15 protein-coding genes are annotated in these 16,349 nt (G+C 63.4%); 8 read left to right on the top strand and 7 right to left on the bottom strand.

Translation table 11 applies throughout. From position 1 onward, the window contains the following. Nucleotides 1–15: 15 nt before the first annotated feature. Nucleotides 16–1,512 (bottom strand): CoA-acylating methylmalonate-semialdehyde dehydrogenase, encoded by a 1,497-nt coding sequence (locus MTX21_RS08810; RefSeq protein ID WP_280964411.1) that lies wholly within the window; start codon nucleotides 1,510–1,512, stop codon nucleotides 16–18. Nucleotides 1,513–1,612: 100 nt separating this feature from the next. Between MTX21_RS08810 and MTX21_RS08815 the strand changes: the two genes are divergently transcribed. Further along, nucleotides 1,613–2,521, top strand: a complete 909-nt coding sequence (locus MTX21_RS08815) for a LysR family transcriptional regulator (RefSeq protein ID WP_280964412.1) — start codon at nucleotides 1,613–1,615, stop codon at nucleotides 2,519–2,521. Between the two features lie 107 nt (nucleotides 2,522–2,628). Here the strand turns inward: MTX21_RS08815 and MTX21_RS08820 are convergent, their stop codons facing one another. Together MTX21_RS08820 and MTX21_RS08825 are read right to left on the bottom strand one after the other, a co-directional pair. Beyond that, the gene (locus tag MTX21_RS08820) at nucleotides 2,629–3,255 is read right to left on the bottom strand and encodes a TetR/AcrR family transcriptional regulator (RefSeq protein WP_280964413.1); all 627 of its coding nucleotides are present in this window, start codon (nucleotides 3,253–3,255) and stop codon (nucleotides 2,629–2,631) included. A 58-nt stretch (nucleotides 3,256–3,313) separates the two neighbouring features. Continuing rightward, entirely contained in the window at nucleotides 3,314–3,853 is a 540-nt protein-coding gene (locus MTX21_RS08825; RefSeq protein ID WP_280964414.1) for a PaaI family thioesterase, read from the bottom strand. 157 nt (nucleotides 3,854–4,010) lie between these two features. Here MTX21_RS08825 and MTX21_RS08830 point away from each other — a divergent pair, with 157 nt between their 5' ends. The 3 genes from MTX21_RS08830 (at nucleotide 4,011) to MTX21_RS08840 (ending at nucleotide 7,681) form a co-directional block, all read left to right on the top strand. Then, nucleotides 4,011–4,781, top strand: coding sequence for an enoyl-CoA hydratase (locus MTX21_RS08830; protein WP_280964415.1), 771 nt, complete (start codon nucleotides 4,011–4,013; stop codon nucleotides 4,779–4,781). A gap of 292 nt (nucleotides 4,782–5,073) precedes the next feature. Then, entirely contained in the window at nucleotides 5,074–6,270 is a 1,197-nt protein-coding gene (locus MTX21_RS08835; RefSeq protein WP_280964416.1) for an acetyl-CoA C-acyltransferase, read from the top strand. 115 nt (nucleotides 6,271–6,385) lie between these two features. Further along, nucleotides 6,386–7,681 carry an MFS transporter gene (locus MTX21_RS08840; protein WP_280964417.1) on the top strand — a complete coding sequence of 432 codons (1,296 nt, stop codon included), beginning with the start codon at nucleotides 6,386–6,388 and terminating at the stop codon, nucleotides 7,679–7,681. Nucleotides 7,682–7,855: 174 nt separating this feature from the next. On the opposite strand, the gene MTX21_RS08845 is transcribed toward MTX21_RS08840, so the two are convergent. After that, nucleotides 7,856–9,421: a winged helix-turn-helix domain-containing tetratricopeptide repeat protein gene (locus MTX21_RS08845; RefSeq protein ID WP_280964418.1), complete on the bottom strand. Its 1,566-nt coding sequence runs from the start codon at nucleotides 9,419–9,421 to the stop codon at nucleotides 7,856–7,858. A 163-nt stretch (nucleotides 9,422–9,584) separates the two neighbouring features. On the opposite strand from MTX21_RS08845, the gene MTX21_RS08850 reads away from it, so the two are divergent. Continuing rightward, a complete protein-coding gene (locus MTX21_RS08850; RefSeq protein ID WP_280964419.1) occupies nucleotides 9,585–10,505 on the top strand; it encodes a DUF1127 domain-containing protein in 921 nt (306 codons plus the stop codon). An 80-nt stretch (nucleotides 10,506–10,585) separates the two neighbouring features. Here the strand turns inward: MTX21_RS08850 and MTX21_RS40060 are convergent, their stop codons facing one another. Beyond that, nucleotides 10,586–10,927: a hypothetical protein gene (locus tag MTX21_RS40060; RefSeq protein ID WP_348637475.1), complete on the bottom strand. Its 342-nt coding sequence runs from the start codon at nucleotides 10,925–10,927 to the stop codon at nucleotides 10,586–10,588. Between the two features lie 608 nt (nucleotides 10,928–11,535). On the opposite strand from MTX21_RS40060, the gene MTX21_RS08860 reads away from it, so the two are divergent. Further along, nucleotides 11,536–11,769, top strand: coding sequence for a hypothetical protein (locus tag MTX21_RS08860; protein ID WP_280964421.1), 234 nt, complete (start codon nucleotides 11,536–11,538; stop codon nucleotides 11,767–11,769). A gap of 473 nt (nucleotides 11,770–12,242) precedes the next feature. Here MTX21_RS08860 and MTX21_RS08865 read toward each other — a convergent pair whose 3' ends face one another. Then, the gene (locus MTX21_RS08865; RefSeq protein ID WP_280964422.1) at nucleotides 12,243–13,802 is read right to left on the bottom strand and encodes a carboxyl transferase domain-containing protein; all 1,560 of its coding nucleotides are present in this window, start codon (nucleotides 13,800–13,802) and stop codon (nucleotides 12,243–12,245) included. Beyond that, on the bottom strand, nucleotides 13,732–14,706 hold the full coding sequence (locus MTX21_RS08870; protein WP_280964423.1) for a helix-turn-helix domain-containing protein: 975 nt from the start codon (nucleotides 14,704–14,706) through the stop codon (nucleotides 13,732–13,734). Before MTX21_RS08870 ends, MTX21_RS08865 begins: the two co-directional genes overlap by 71 nt. 42 nt (nucleotides 14,707–14,748) lie before the next feature. Between MTX21_RS08870 and MTX21_RS08875 the strand changes: the two genes are divergently transcribed. Continuing rightward, complete coding sequence (locus MTX21_RS08875) at nucleotides 14,749–15,024, top strand: acetyl-CoA carboxylase biotin carboxyl carrier protein subunit (RefSeq protein ID WP_280971365.1); 276 nt, start codon at nucleotides 14,749–14,751, stop codon at nucleotides 15,022–15,024. A gap of 146 nt (nucleotides 15,025–15,170) precedes the next feature. Next, nucleotides 15,171–16,334 carry a TAXI family TRAP transporter solute-binding subunit gene (locus MTX21_RS08880; protein ID WP_280971366.1) on the top strand — a complete coding sequence of 388 codons (1,164 nt, stop codon included), beginning with the start codon at nucleotides 15,171–15,173 and terminating at the stop codon, nucleotides 16,332–16,334. Nucleotides 16,335–16,349: the final 15 nt, after the last annotated feature.

The following is a 16,349-nucleotide window of genomic DNA, read 5'->3' on the forward strand; positions in this document are numbered from 1 at the left end:
TCGCTCTAAAAAGAATTACTTCATCAGCGGGATCGAGAACTCCGCACCCTCCTTGACGCCGGACGGCCAGCGCGAGGTCACCGTCTTGGTCTTGGTGTAGAATCGGATCGAGTCCGGGCCGTGTTGGTTGAGATCGCCGAAGCCCGACTTCTTCCAGCCGCCGAAGGTGTAGTAGGCGATCGGCACCGGAATCGGCACGTTGATGCCGACCATGCCGACGTTCACCTTGGCCGCGAAGTCGCGCGCGGCGTCGCCGTCGCGGGTGAAGATGGCAACGCCGTTGCCGTAGTCATGGTCGGACGGCAACGCCAGCGCTTCCTTGTAGTCGTGTGCGCGCACGACCGAGAGCACCGGGCCAAAGATCTCTTCCTTGTAGATGCGCATGTCCTTGGTGACGTTGTCGAACAGCGAACCGCCGAGATAGAAGCCCTTCTCGTAGCCCTGCATCTTGAAGCCGCGGCCATCGACGGCGAGCGTCGCGCCTTCCTTGAGGCCGATGTCGATGTAGCTCTTGACCTTCTCGACCGCCTCACGCGTCACCAGCGGACCGTAATCGGCCGACGGATCGATCGAGGTGCCGATCTTCAGCGACTCGACGCGTGGAATCAGCTTCTCCATCAGGCGATCGGCGGTGGTCTTGCCGACGGGAACGGCGACGGAGACCGCCATGCAGCGCTCGCCGCCCGAGCCGTAGCCTGCGCCGATCAGCGCGTCGACGGTCTGGTCCATGTCGGCGTCGGGCATGACGATGGCGTGGTTCTTGGCGCCACCAAAGCACTGGCAGCGCTTACCGGTCTGCGCGGCGCGGGTATAGATGTATTCGGCGATCGCGGTGGAGCCGACGAAGCCGATGGCCTTGATGTCGGGATCGTCGAGGATGGCGTCGACCGCCTCCTTGTCACCGTTGACGACGTTGAGGATGCCGGCCGGCAGGCCCGCTTCGATCATCAGCTCGGCAAGCTTCATCGGCACGCCGGGATCGCGCTCCGACGGCTTGAGGATGAAGGCGTTGCCGCAGGCGATCGCGGGCGCGAACTTCCACATCGGGATCATCGCCGGGAAATTGAACGGCGTGATGCCGGCGACGACGCCAAGCGGCTGGCGCAGCGAGTAGATGTCGATGCCGGGACCGGCGCCTTCGGTGTACTCGCCCTTCATCAGGTGCGGAATGCCGCAGGCGAACTCGACCACTTCGAGACCGCGCTGGATGTCGCCCTTGGCGTCGGGAACGGTCTTGCCGTGCTCGCGGGCCAAGAGCTCGGCGAGCTTGTCGTAGTCGCGCTGCACCAGCTCGAGAAACTTCATCATGACGCGGGCGCGGCGCTGCGGATTGGTCGCAGCCCATTCCGGCTGCGCGGCGCGCGCGTTCTCGACGGCGGCGCGGACTTCAGCCTTCGACGCCAGCGCCACCTTGGCCTGGACGTCGCCGGTCATCGGCTCAAAGACGTCGGCGGTGCGGCCCGACGTGCCCTTCACTTCCTTGCCACCGATGAAATGTCCGACTGCGCGCATGAATACCTCCCACGGAACGGGTTAGATCGCTTTGACAAATCCTATTGACCTGCATTTTATAGGATTCAAGTCTGAGATATTGCACCATAGATGTGCGAAAATGCTGGATCAAGGCGCGATCGACTGGGATGATTTTCGTTTCGTGCTGGCCATCGTGCGGGGCGGCTCGGTCTCGGCTGCGGCCAAGCAACTCGGCGTCGACCATGCCACGGTGATCCGCCGCGTCGACCGGCTCGAACGGCACCTCTCCGCAAAGCTGTTTGACCGGCGCAAGACCGGCTATCTCCTCACCGAGGCCGGCCAGCGCGTCGCCGACAGTGCGGAAGCGATGGAATCCACCATCGTTGCCAACCAGGAGCAGGTCGGCGGCTCGGTGGCGCGCCTGACCGGCACGGTGCGGATCGGCGCCCCCGACGGCTTCGGCACCGCCTTCCTGGCGCCGCGGCTTGTGGCCTTTGCCGATCGCTATCCCGATCTCGATCTGCAACTTGTGGCAACCGCGCGGCTGTTCAGCCTCTCCAAGCGCGAAGCCGACATCGCCATCAGCCTGACCATGCCGAACGAGGGTCGGATCGTTGGCCGCAAGCTCTTGGACTACCGCCTCGGGCTTTATGCCGCACCTGCCTATCTCGACCGCCACCCCAGGATCACCTCGCGCGAGGTGCTCCCGCAGCATCGCTTCGTCGGCTATATCGAGGAACTGCTGTTCACGCCGGAGCTGGACTATCTGCCGCAGGTCGCGCCGCGCCTTTCGGCGCGCTTCCGCAGCGCCAATCTTATAGCGCAGCTCAACGCCACGCTGGCCGGCTTCGGCATTGCCGTGCTGCCGCACTTCATGGCGAGCGACTATCCGCAGCTCATCCCGGTGCTGCGGGACGAGGTCTCGATCACTCGAACGTTCTGGATGCTCATGCACGCCGACAGCAAGGATCTCGCGCGCATTCGCGCGGTGGCGGATTACATCAGCGAGATCGTGGAACAGGAGCGGGGACTGTTTTCGGGGCGATGAATTGGGGCCACCTCTTCTCTCGCTCCTTGCTACAGAAGCGGTGGGTTACGCCTAACGGACTGCGCTTCGCGCAGCCGCGGGGCTAACTCACCCTACGGCAGCTCGCGCTAATTCTGCTTCTCGCGCGGCTTCTTCGCCGATACCTTCGCCGGCTCGCGGCGGGCGCCATCGAGCGCGCTGTCCCTGCCCGCCTTCAGCACCTCGTCCGACAATTCGCTGGAACCAGAAATGCGCGCCAGCAGCATGGTGCCAGCCATGGTCGCCAGCGTCGCGATCGCTTGCTTGCGCGCCGCCTTGCGCGGCAGGTTGGGGATGAAGTCGGCCATCATCTCGATCATCTCGTCGAGCTTGCCAGCAAAGGCCTTTCGTGTCTTCGGGCTCTCGCGCGCGATCTCGGCGCCGAGCGAGGGGATCGAGCAGCCGTGCCCGGGATTGTCACGATGAAGCGCCGAGAGATAGCTCTCCGCGATGAGCGCCAGCCGCTTTTCGGGAGCGGCCTCGTCCGTGATCTTGCGCCAGTGCTCCATCGAGCGGTCCATGGCGTAGGCAAAAGCCTCGATCACCAGCGCCTCGCGGGAATCGAAATGCGCATAGAAGCCGCCATGGGTCAGGCCGGCTTCCTTCATGAGGTCGGCAACGCCGATGCCGTGGGCGCCCTTTTCGCGCAGCCGTACGGAGGCCTTCCTCACGATGCGGTCGTGGGTTTCCTGCTTGTGTTCCCTGGAGTAGCGCATGCTGATCCCATTGGATGTCGGAAATCATCTAATACACGACAATTGCCCGATTGGCGCATTAATTCGCAGTTAAGTTGTTGCCGATCATCGAAAAGGTTGCAGTTGCATGGACCGCCAGCGCCCCCTTCCCGTCGCGAACGAAGCCTTCGGCGTAGCTGCTCTGGCGTCCCAACTTGATCACCTTACCTTCGGCCGAGATCAGCCCGGACCGGATCGAGAGCGGGCGCAGGAAGGTCAGCTTTAGATCGAGCGTGACGGACCCTTGCCCGGCCTCCAGCCTGGTCGAGATCGCGCATCCCATGGCGGTGTCGAGCAGCGCCGCTGCGGTCGCGCCGTGCAGGAGGCCGATGGTGTTTTCGAGATCCTCGCGCGGCTCGAGTTCCATGACGATCCGGCCGGGCTCGACTACGGCCATGGTGAAGCCAATCAGCTTGGCGAAAGGCGGCGGCGGCAGGCGGCCGTCGCGAATGCCCAGCATGGCGTCCATGCCCGAGAGTCCCATGGCCGCCTTCGCAACCGGTGCCGGCACCTGCCAGTCCACCACGCGCTCGCGCCGGTGCGCGGGCGAGAACAGGTCGAGTTGATCCGTGTCGGTCATGGGGTGCCTCTTTGTATGATACGCATCATACTATCTGACGGACTTCGTGTTGGCAACTCAGTCGCCCTGCCCGCTTGACAAGCGGAGCATTTCAGCCCGGAAGTGGATCCGACCGATGCGCACGGCGCGCACGTCCACAAAGCTTCGAGATCCCGCTATGGAAATGCTCAATCATCACTGCGGCGTGGCGCGCGATGGGCGCGGCGTCGTTCATGTTGCAATCTGCAATGCCGGCTCGCTCAACATCCTCGGCTCGCCCGTCACCGATGCGGTGCGCGAAGGCCTGCAGCAGCTTGCCGCCGACCGCAGCATTCGCGTGGTGGTGCTGCGCGGACAGAGCGAGAAGAGCATGATCGGCGGCGCCGACATCAAGGAAATGGCGAAGCTGGACCAGAAGTCGGCCGAAGCCTTCATCAGCCGCCTGCGCGATCTCTGCGAAGCCGTGCGCGCCTTCCCTGCCCCGGTGATCGCGCGCATGCCGGGCTGGTGCCTCGGCGGCGGGCTCGAAGTCGCAGCCGCCTGCGACTTCCGGATCGCCGCGCACGATGCGCATTTCGGCATGCCGGAGGTGCGTGTCGGCATTCCCTCGGTGATCCATGCCGCGCTCCTGCCACGCTTGATCGGCTGGGCTCGCGCGCGCTGGCTGGTGATGACGGCCGAGAACATCGACGCGCCGACGGCGCTGGCCTGGGGACTGGTGGACAGGGTCGCCGCGCCGGACGAACTCGACGCTGAGGTCGAGCACACCATCGAAAGCCTGCTCGAATGCGGCCCCGAAGCGCTGCGGTCGCAGAAGGCGCTGCTGCGTCAGTGGGAAGAACTGCCGCTGACGGAGTCGGTGAACCTCAGCGTCAAGGTGTTCGGCGAGTCGTTCCTGAAGGATGAGCCGACCCGGCTGATGCAGGCGTTCGTCAATCGGAAGCGGTAGGCTATCTCCGCGGGAGCGGTGTCATGCCCCGCGAAAGCGGGGCATCCAGTACGCGGCGGCTTCTCCGTATCCTTGCGCTGCCTCTGGAATACTGGATCACCCCCCTTCGCGGGTGATGACAGCGTCGCATGGGGCAAGATCTGCGCCAACAGCAGCAAGCTCCGCTGATCACTCCAACAAAAATCTCATTCGAGTCACGACAATTTCTCATGCCGGGTGCCGTTGCAATTTTTGCGTCGCATCATATGATGATCATAATCTTACAGATGCATCATCTTTAGGGAGCCCCGTCATGGCCGAAGCCGCCGATCCCGTCGTCATCGTCTCCGCTGCCCGCACCCCGCTCGGACGTTTCATGGGCGAGCTTTCGCCACTCGCCGCGCACAAACTCGGATCGCACGTGATCGGAGCAGCGCTCGAACGCGCCAAGCTTGCGCCGGAGAAGGTCGACGAGGTCTTCATGGGCTGCGTGCTGCCGGCCGGCCAGGGCCAGGCACCGGCACGCCAGGCGGCGCGCGCGGCCGGCCTGCCCGACGCCACCGGCGCGACCACCATCAACAAGGTCTGCGGCTCCGGCATGAAGGCGACTATGCTGGCGCACGACATCATTCGTGCCGGCTCGGCCGAGATCGTCGTCTCCGGCGGCATGGAGAGCATGAGCAATGCGCCGTATCTGCTGGCAAAGGCGCGCGGTGGCTATCGCGCCGGCCACGACCGTATCATCGACCACATGATGATGGACGGGCTGGAAGACGCCTACGAGACCGGCCGCTCGATGGGCGATTTCGGCGAGGCGACGGCCGAGACCTATCAGTTCACCCGCCGCGACCAGGACGCCTACGCGATGGAGACCCTGACCCGCGCGCGGAAGGCGGTCGAGGGCGGCGCGTTTAGGGCCGAGATCGCGCCGATCACGCTGAGCGAAAAGGCAGGTCCTCGCGTCATCGCCAATGACGAGCATCCGCTGAAGGTCGATCCGACGAAGATCCCAGGGCTGAAGCCGGCGTTCCGCGCCAACGGCACCATCACGCCGGCGGCCTCTTCTGCCAATGCCGACGGCGCCGCCGCGCTCGTGCTGACGAAGCGCTCGCTCGCCAATCGGGGCGGCCTGCCGGCGTTGGCCGAGATCAAGGGCCACGCCACCCACAGCCAGGAGCCGCAATGGTTCACCACGGCGCCGATCCCGGCGATCCGCAAGCTGCTCGACAAGGTCGGCTGGAGCGTCGGCGACGTCGACCTGTTCGAGATCAACGAGGCCTTTGCCGTCGTGGCGATGGCGGCGCAGCGTGATCTCGGCATTCCCCGCGACAGGCTGAACATCAACGGCGGCGCCTGCGCGCTCGGCCATCCCATCGGCGCCACCGGTGCACGGCTGATCGTGACGTTGCTGCATGCGCTGGAGGCGCAGAACCTCAAGCGCGGGGTCGCGGCGCTCTGCATCGGCGGCGGCGAAGCCACCGCGATCGCAGTGGAGCGGCTCGCGCGCTGAACGACGATGACGTCCGAAATTGAGGGAAGTCTGGCATTTTAGACTTCCGACTCCTGTGCCAGACTGCAATGATGACGCGGGCCTCCCGGCGCCCGCCAACCACGATTGAGGGGCTATGATTTCGAACTGGCTCGCGGCAGCACTTTCCCGCCGTAATATCCACTACGGCTGGGTGATGGTCGGCGTGACCTTCCTCGCCGCGCTGATCAGCGCCGGCACGGTCGGCGCGCCCGGCGTGTTCATCGTGCCGCTGCAGAAGGAGTTCGGCTGGAGCACGGCGCAGATCTCGTCGGCGTTGTCGATCCGCTTCATCCTGTTCGGGCTGATGGCGCCGTTCGCCGCTGCATTATTGAACCGCTACGGCCTGCGCAACGTGACGCTGGCCGCGCAGCTCATCGTGGTCTCCGCGCTGGTGGCATCGCTCGGCATGACCGAGGTCTGGCAGCTCGTGCTGCTGTGGGGCGTCGTGATCGGCATCGGCACCGGCATGACCGCGCTGGTGCTGGGCGCCACCATTGCCACGCGCTGGTTCGCGGCGCGGCGCGGGCTCGTCGTCGGCATCATGACCGCGAGCGTCGCCACCGGCCAGCTCGTATTCCTGCCGCTGCTTGCAAGCCTCACCGACCGCTTCGGCTGGCGGCTTGCGCTCGGCTTCGTCTGCGTCATGCTCGGCGTCTCCGCGCTGGCCGTCGCGCTCGCGATGCGCGACCGCCCAAGCGATCTGGGCCTGCGCCCGTTCGGCGACGAGGGCACCGAGCCCCTGCCCGCGCCGCCCGTCAGCCACGGCTCGATCACGGCCGTTGCGCTCGGCACGCTGCGCGACGCCTCGAAGTCGAGCGCGTTCTGGATCCTGTTTGCGACCTTCTTCGTCTGCGGCGCTTCGACCAATGGCCTCGTTCAGGTGCACCTGATTCCGATGTGCCTCGACTTCGGCATCCCGCAGGTGCAGGCGGCGAGCCTGCTCGCGGCGATGGGCATCTTCGACTTCTTCGGCACTATCTTCTCGGGCTGGCTGTCGGACCGCTACGACAATCGCTGGCTGCTGTTCTGGTACTACGGCCTGCGCGGGCTCTCGCTGATCTTCCTGCCGTTCAGCGACTTCTCGTTCTACGGCCTGTCGCTGTTTGCGATGTTCTATGGACTCGACTGGATTGCGACGGTGCCGCCGACGGTGCGCCTCACCGCGCAGAAGTTCGGCCCCGAGCGCGCCAACCTGGTGTTCGGCTGGATCTTTGCCGGCCATCAGCTCGGCGCCGGAACCGCCGCGTTCGGAGCAGGCCTGTCGCGGACGTTACTGGCGAGCTACCTGCCCGCGTTCTTCGTCGCCGGCGCGCTCTGCGTGTTTGCATCCCTGATCGTGCTGGCGCTCTCGCGCCAGCCGAAGCCGAAGCCGCAACCGGCGATGGCCTGAGCGAGCGTATTGGGCCGGCCCGCGCCGGCCTAATACCTGATCGTAGTGGTCACCCCGAAGACCGCAGCGCCGCCGATCTGCGAGCCAGCGTTTTGAAGGCGTCAGAGGTCAGCAGTTCGTTCACATCGAATGCAGTGACCACGAGCGCGTTAACGCTGCCATCCTTCGCATGGTTTATTCTGGTAGCCCTGCCTTGCGGAGCCCTTCGCGCATCGTCTTGGCGTTCGATTGTCCGCCCCGAGCAATCCATGTGGATATTGTGAAAGCGGGATCGAGCTCAAGCAAACGCGCTGCCGCCTCATGCGCCTCGGCGTCTCGTCCAGCGTGGGCAAGCGCGGCGGCCAAACAGCCGAAAGCTGGCCCAAATGACGGGTTCTGACGCAGGGCTTTCCTGGCCGCGGCGATGGCCTCCTCAAAGCGACGAAGCTCGATGAAGGCCATCCCCATTCCCACAGACAGCCGGTCCATCAGCGGGTCAACCGGGCTCATGCGCATGGCCCGTTCGAAGCACCGGATCGCCTCTTCGGGCACTCCCGCGGTGTGATAGACCCAACCCCTGTCGAGCCATACCCAGTACGAATTGGGATTGAGCGCGACCGCTCGGTCAACCATTTCGATACTGCCTTCGTAATCGCCGAGCATGAACGCCGAGACGACGGCAACTATTGACAGCGTTTGAGGATCACCATCGTCGACCCTAGTCGCCAAGCGAAGGAACCGAGCAGCCTCCCTCCGATCGAATTCAGGATCGCTGGCAAAGCCCACGGCGACGTTGAGCATGTGAGAGAGAGCCGCCAAAGCCGCGACAAAACCGAGCCCCGGGTCAAGCTCCAAAGCGCGATTGGCAAGCCTTATCGCCTCAGCCAAGCCTTTGGGGGTCGCTTTGGAATACTGAGACATGGCACGGAGCTGAAGATCATAGGCGGTGAGGTCCTCCGGTCGCCGTCGCGCTGCCGCCACGATTTCGGTTCGCATCAATTTCGGCAGGATCGCGCAGACGACCGCGGCCGCTATCTCGTCCTGGAGCGGGAAAATATCGCTCAAGTCTCGTTCGTAGCTATTTGCCCAGACATGCGCGCCCGTCACCGCGTCGATCAACTGTCCCGCGATGCGGACTCTCCCCGATGCCTTGCGCACGGATCCCTCAAGGACATAGCGCACGCCAAGCCTGTGGCCGATTTCCTTGATATCGACGGCTCGGCCCTTGAAAGTGAAACTCGAATTTCGAGCAATGACGAACAACCACCTGAAACGCGAAAGCGCGGTCGTGATCTCCTCAACCATTCCGTCCGCGAAATACTCCTGCTCCGGATCGCCAGTCATGTTCGCGAACGGTAACACGGCAATCGAGGGCTTGTCGGGCAGTGCCGGTGCAGCATCCAACAAGTGAATCCGGCTGTCCAAAGCCATCGCGCTGTCGGAAGCTCCATCTCTTTCGTGCACCACGCCGACGAAGCGGAAACCCTTGCGTGGCAGAGTCTTGATCAGGCGCTGTTGCTCTCCGCAATCACCGATGGCGGTGCGGGCGGCATTCAGCCGGGTCGTCAACGCAGCCTCGGAAACGATGCGCCCCTTCCATATCGCGTTCATGAGGTCGTCTTTGCTGACAACGCGCTCCCTGTTGCGGATCAAGTAATCGAGAATGTCGAAGACTTGCGGTGCAACGGAAACAGCATTAGCCCCGCGATGCAGCTCGCGTCGATCTGTGTCGAACACGTACTCCTCAAAGAGATAGCGCAAATTGCCAATCCCTGTCGGCGACCACCGCTGCGCGGAGCCGTCTTTGCACGCGTATGAAGGTAAAGAATAAGCCGCCGGTTAGGAAAATGTAAGCCGCGCGTCAAGCGTGTCTGGCCGAGAGCTGGCAGCCTCACTCGGGTAGAAATGCCAAGGAAAACACCCGATGAGCGCAATCTACAGCGCTGCGCGGATGCGGCGGACTGCCGCATCCCCACAGCAGGCTATCAGCCTTTTCCAGCGGCTCCGGAGCGCATGGCAGGAACGCCGCAGGCGGCGAGGCGTACAAGCCGACCTAAGTGCCCTCAGCGACAGGGAGCTCATGGATATCGGCACGACGCGCGGCGAGATCGACTACATCGCCTCGCAGCGAAGCATCGCGAGGCCGCATCGCTCGTCAGCCCAGCGCATTGGCGATGCACTTGTGATCCTGTTGCTCTTTAACGTGTTTAGCCTGATTTCCGCAGATCGCGCCCGCGCTCAATGCACTGCACAGGATGTTCTGCGCAATCACTTGGCGGTCAAGGCTGCTCCGGCGGCTCCCGGATCGCAGATTCCAATCAGCTCCGCTGCCGATGTCTCGGTTTGGAAGACGATCCTGATCGGGACGTTCGCGGATTCATTCGCTCTACGCCGCGCCATGGATGCAATAGGGTGCGGCGTCGGAAACTCGGCTGACGAGATACTCGCTCGACCCGCCTTTAGCCTGAGCGACAAGAAAGCCGAAGTCCAGCTTGTTGCCGTGTCGGTCGCCGAGCTTGGCTTCCAAGGTGAGACAGCGTCGTTGCGAGACATCTATGCGCGTGCACAAGGGCTCGGCTTTGGACTTGCTGCCGCCGAAATCGCGCCTCAGCTCAGGCTCCAGTATCTGGATCAGCCAATCGGTGAGTTTCTCACCATCGGGATGGAGCCTATCAGAACATGGGCGGGTGAACCGGTTCTCCTAACGGTCGCCAATGGCGGAGCAGGCCTCATCCTGATCGGCCAGGATGGCCACGACGACGCCCAAATATCGGTGATATCCCGCTTTGTGTTCGTGCGACCCGATAAACCCGCTTCTGCGGAGGCCGCAGCGATGGCCAGGTAATTCGGTTAAATGCTTAGGCCCGCCGCCACCTGCACAGCAGGCAGCGGCGAGCCGGTCACGGTTGTGCCGTGTACCTCAGCTCACCCGCGCGGGTTGACGACCGTGTAACCCCGCAGTGAACGCGCGTGCATTCGCGTTGCGTGTCCGCCCGAGTTGGATTCATAGGCCATCCAGACGTCCCTTCCGAGGTGCTGCTCCAGGATGAAGACATGGCCGCGTCGTGCCGCCACCATTCCCGGCGCCGGCGATGTCCGCGGAAAGCGTAGCCAGTTGGAGGCAAGATTCAATTCCGGCACGATACGACCGAACACGCGCAGGGCCGCGCCACAGCCGCAGAACGACGACGGGCAACCAGCCGGCCTGCCGCCGACGCGAACGCCAGAGATGTTCACCGCCGTAGCGGCGCTACCAGTGTCGGTCACTGTCAGTTGCGTTGAACGATACGCTTGTAGTGAGTCCCGCGAAACTTGCTCGCGGCGCGTTTGCGAATACGAGAAGTCACAGGGCATGGTCACATTGCATCCGGGTGCTTGTGCTTGATGAATGCGATAGGGCCGTGCTTCCGAGGCGACAGAGCTAACGATAACCAGAAGACACGTAGAAACAACTTGCCTGAACATCGCAGGACTCCGAATTGATGGTCCTGCCCCGGGCAATGAGGAACCAATAACAGTTTGGCTGAAATGGGCCTAAACAACGGCCGAAAATGGCTGCATCTGCGCGCCGCTCGCTGTCCAAATGGTAAACGGGCAATTCCACCGTCGTCCGTCACAAAATTGCAAAGCATCCTCGTGATACTGATGGCTTGGCCAGCGCTTTCTTCATCAAGACGCATTTCGAGTGGCTAGGGCCGTCGATAGGAGGCGCGTGCGGCCGCCCCGACCATCGCTCTCATCGCCATTGCGTCAGGCGGAAACCAATGAGCTTGCCACCGCCAAAAATCGATAGCGGGTGGCTTTGATTGTCAGCTCAGATTGATTATCGTGAGGCCTTATTTCAGGAACTACTCATATTTTCAGGAGCACCCATTGTGTCATCGACCATCGAATCGATCGTTTCCGCTTATGTACGTTTGAAGAACCAGCGAGCGCTGGAGGACATGCAGGACCTTCGACGCCAGTTGCTTGGAAACCTGCAGTCTACGTCCAGCATCGATCCCCGTAAGGCTCTCGACGTCGTGCGTGAGGATCTGCGAGTTATCGAGCAAGGGCTGGAGCAACTCCGACCGCAGCCTGGGACGCTGCCCGATACCGAGTGGCGCTAAATTAGTCGCGCCGAAGCCGCCGCTGTTCAGGCAGTCATGGATTCCTTAGCGCTGAGTTTGGCGCGGGATCTCCCATTGCTCGAGGCGATCGATTGACGCCTGCCGTTCGTGCTGGCCTAGCCAAATCGTGAGGAGAACCAGCGCGGCGGCGAGAGCGCCGATGCCGAAATACAGGTTCCTCATGCGCGTTGAATGCGGAGCGCCGAAAATGGTTCCTGCATCGGGCCTTTCAGCGGATGCTACAGGGCAAGATCGGCAATGTTGGACTGAACAGATTCGGAAGGAGCCGGCACACAACCGGTGTCGTCCCGGCCTAGTGCGCAATTGCGCACGGGGGCCGGGACGACGGCGGAGATTGTGGGGCGCGTCCCCATCCGCCTCGTCATTGCGAGCAGCGGAGCAACGAACCAATCCAAACTGTCCCCGCGGAAGAATTCTGGATTGCTTCGCTGCGCTCGCAATGACGCCAGTAGCTACGGCCTGATCGTCATATTCCCCGGTGGCCCCGGCGTGCGCAGCGGCTCGGCGAGCCGCGCGAATTCGCAAAGCAGCGAACGCGTCTTGCGGGGATCGATGATCTCCTCGACCCAGAATTTCTCGGCCGAGCGGAACGGCGAGCGCAGCTTGTTGAGGCGCTCCTCGATCTCCTTAAGCTTGGCGACCCCATCCTCCGCCGCGTCGATATCGGCGCGGTAGGCGGCCTCGATGCCGCCTTCGAGCGGCAGCGAGCCCCAATAGGCCGAGGGCCAGGCGTAGCGGATCGAGAAGCGGTCGGCGGGCTGATGCACCACGCCTGCAACACCGAAGGCGTTGCGCAGGATCACCGTGCACCAGGGCACCGTGGTCTGGTTGACCGCGGCCATGGCGCGGACGCCGTGCCGGATGGTGGCTGACTTCTCCGCATCCAGGCCGATCATGAAGCCGGGGCAGTCCATGAGATAGACGATAGGCAGATGGAAGGTCTCGGCGAAATCGACCCAGCGCACCACCTTCTGGCACGCATCCGCCGTCCAGGAGCCGCCATAGTGAAAACTGTCGCTGGCGAGCAGCAGCACCGCCCTGCCCTCGAGCCGCGCGAGCCCGACGATGATCGGCTTGCCGAAGTTCCTTGCGACCTCGAAGAAGGAGCCCTTGTCGACGACCGACTCGATGATCGGCCGCATCTTGTAGACCTGCTTGCGGTTGCGCGGCACCGCGTTCATCAGCGCTTCTTCGGTGCGCTCGGGATCGTCGGTGCAGGGCAAGGTCGGCGGCAGCTCGTAGACCGACGACGGCAGATAAGAGAGGAAGCGGCGCGCGCAGGCAAACGCCTCCTCCTCGGTCTCGACGGCATGATCGATCGCGCCGGCGCGGGTCTGGATGTCGGCGCCGCCGAGATCCTCCTTCGAGAGATCCTGTCCGAGCGCCTTCACCACAGGCGGCCCGGCGACGAACATCGCCGAGGACTTTGTCATGATGGAGTAATGGCTGGCGGCAAGACGCGCTGCGCCAAGGCCCGCGACCGAGCCGAGGCCGAGCGCAACCACCGGCACGCGGGACAGATTTTCCGTCGTGAAGCGATACCAGCGCGTGCCGCCTATGCCACCCGGCAGATTGGCCGCGCCCTTGGTTTCGATCGTCTTCACCGAGCCGCCGCCGCCGGAGCCTTCGATAATGCGGACGATGGGCAGACGGAAGTCGTGCGCCATCTCCTCCGCCATCAGCGGCTTTGCGGAGATCGACGCATCGGCCGAGCCGCCGCGCACGGTGAAGTCGTCGCCGACCACGACCACGGTACGGCCATCGACGCGCGCGCGGCCGAACACGCAGTTCGCCGGCGTCACGTGTTTCAGCTCGCCCTTTTGATCGTATTCACCGATGCCGGAGACGGCACCGATCTCGTGAAAGCTGCCCTTGTCGGTCAGCTTGTCGATGCGCTCCCGAACAGTCAGCCGGCCCTGGTCATGCTGTCGCTTGACCTTGTCAACGCCTCCCATCTCCCGCGCGAAGGCTTCGCGCCGAGCGAGCTCGTCGAGTTCCGGCTTCCAGTTCATTCACTCCCTCCGACCTGATGGGCTTGTTGTTGTTTTGAACTGCCATCGCGATCGGCTTGCGTGCGAGACGGTTGTTGAACACATCAGCTTCCGCGCCCTCAAGCAGGCTGCCCAGCGACCTGCCAAGCCCGACCATCAGCGGCGCGACCTCGTCATGCAAACGCTGCTCGTCATACATCGCGGCCAACAGGCCGATCGTGACGACGACGAAGGTCTGGTATTGCGGCGACCACATCGGCACGGCGAGGCCGTTGATGTGCGGGCTCCACAGACCACAGGCCACGACATAGCCATGCTCGCGCAGGAACTGGCGGTTGGCCTCGATGCGAGGCCTCAAGATCTTGGCGGTCTCGGGAGCTTCGCGTTCCATTTCCGCAATCAAGGCATCGCCGACTTCCGGCGCCAGTGCTGCCGTGTAGGCCGCGCCCGCGGCGGTCGACGCCATCGAGATGCGGCTACCGGTCCCCTCATGCAGACCGAGTGCGGACGCCGAGCGCGCGAATTGCAGATAGACGAGATGAAAGCGATCCGGCACGACGAAGCCGACCGTGCCCGGCAGTTGCTCGGCGACCTCCTGGAGGCGCTGGCGGATCATGGAGCGCAACTGGGCGCCCTTCATCATCGAGGCGCTCATCGCCACCGCGCTCGGACCGATGCGATACTTCTGATCGCGCGGCAGGTAAACGAGCTGTCCCATCCGCGTCAGCGTGTGGGTGAGCCGCGACACCGTCGATCGCGGCAGACCGCAGCGATTGGAAATCTCGAGATTGCCGAGTCGGGCCTCATGGCCCTCGAAGCATCGCAACACGTCGAACGCGCGCGAAACCACCTGGATGACATCGCTCTCACCGGCATCACCAGCGAGCACTCCTTGCCTACTCAACCGCTCCGAACGTCGTCCCATTGATCCCTACCGTTTGTTCCGCTCTGCGGAATTAAATTCCACTTGCAGACGAAGCTACCTCAGGCATTTTGCGACGACAACAAAAAGGCGATTGGCATGCCAGATATTAAGATCGTCACCGAGGTTGCAGGACGCGTGTGTGCGATTCCCGTGCAGGTTGGAGGAAGCGTCGCGGATGGCGATGACGTTGCAGTTGTCGAAGCGATGAAGATGGAGATACCGGTGCCCTCGCCTGCGGCCGGCACGATCAAATCGCTTCTCGTGAAACTCGACGATGTCGTCGCCGAAGGCCAGGCCATAGCGATCGTCGCGAGTTGAAGCGCACTTCGTGGATATCTTCCGCGACAATCTGTCAGTCCGACTTTCGCATTCGTGGTACGGCGTTGCCATCGCCGATTCTCGATGACATGATCCGCGCCAAGCAAGAACGTCTTCACAACAAGGGGAGACGATTGGAGGGAAACATGCTTCGTGGGCTGCTCATGCTCGCGCCTGCCTTGGTTGCGGGCTTTTCTTTTGCGTCTACACGCTACGCCTCGGCTGAAGACATCAAGCTGCCGCCTAGTCTGACCTTCACCGCCTATGACACCGGAACCGCCGGCTTCAACATCGCGGTCGGCGTCGGCAAGATGATGAAGGATAAATACGGCACCGATGTGCGCGTGCTGCCCGCCGGCAACGACGTCGCCCGCCTCGCGCCGCTGCGCGCCAAGCGCGCGGCCTCGTCGGCGATGGGATCGGGCACCTATTTCGCACAGGAAGGCGTGTTCGAGTTCGGCAGCAAGGAATGGGGCCCGCAGCCGCTTCAGCTCATGCTCTCCACGGTCGACTGCAATTGCGGATCGCTTGGCGTTGCCGCGGATGCCGGCGTGAAGGAGCTCAAGGACCTCAAAGGCAAGCGGGTCGGCTTCGTGGTCGGCTCGCCGGCGCTGAACCAAAACTCGCTTGCCGTTCTCGCCTTCGCCGGTCTCACGAAAGACGACGTCAAGGTCGTCGAGTTCGCAAGCTACGGCGCGATGTGGAAGGGCCTGATCAACAACGATACCGATGCCGCCTTCGGCACCACCATCACCGGCCCCGCCAAGGAAGCCGAGACCTCGCCGCGTGGCCTGGTCTGGCCTCCGCTGCCCGCCAAGGACAAGGAAGGCTGGGCGCGCATGCAGAAGGTCGGCTCGTTCTTCTTCCCGCAGCTTGCGACCTGCGGCGCCGGCATCTCGCCGGAAAAGCCGGTCGAACTCGGCAATTACCCCTACCCGATCTTCGTCGCCTACGCCTCGCAAGCAGCGGATCAGGTCTACGCGATGACCAAGGCGATGATCGTGAACTACGACGCCTACAAGGACTCCGCGCCCGGCGCCGGCGGGCTTGCCGCCGACCGCCAGACCAAGAACTGGGTAGTTCCGGTGCATCCCGGCGCGGTCAAGGCGCTGAAGGAAGCCGGGCAATGGACCGACGCGCAGGAGTCCCACAACAACAAGCTGTTCAAGCGGCAAGAGGTGCTCGCGGCCGCCTGGGCCGACTACGGCAAGTCCAACCCGCCATCGGACGACAAGGCATTCCTCGACGGCTGGATGAAAGCGCGCGCGGCCGCGCTTGCCAAGGCCGACATGCCGAACGGGTTTGATTAGTCTGCAAGAAGCGCA

Origin of the sequence: Bradyrhizobium sp. ISRA430, assembly GCF_029909975.1 — a bacterium.
GTDB lineage: Bacteria > Pseudomonadota > Alphaproteobacteria > Rhizobiales > Xanthobacteraceae > Bradyrhizobium.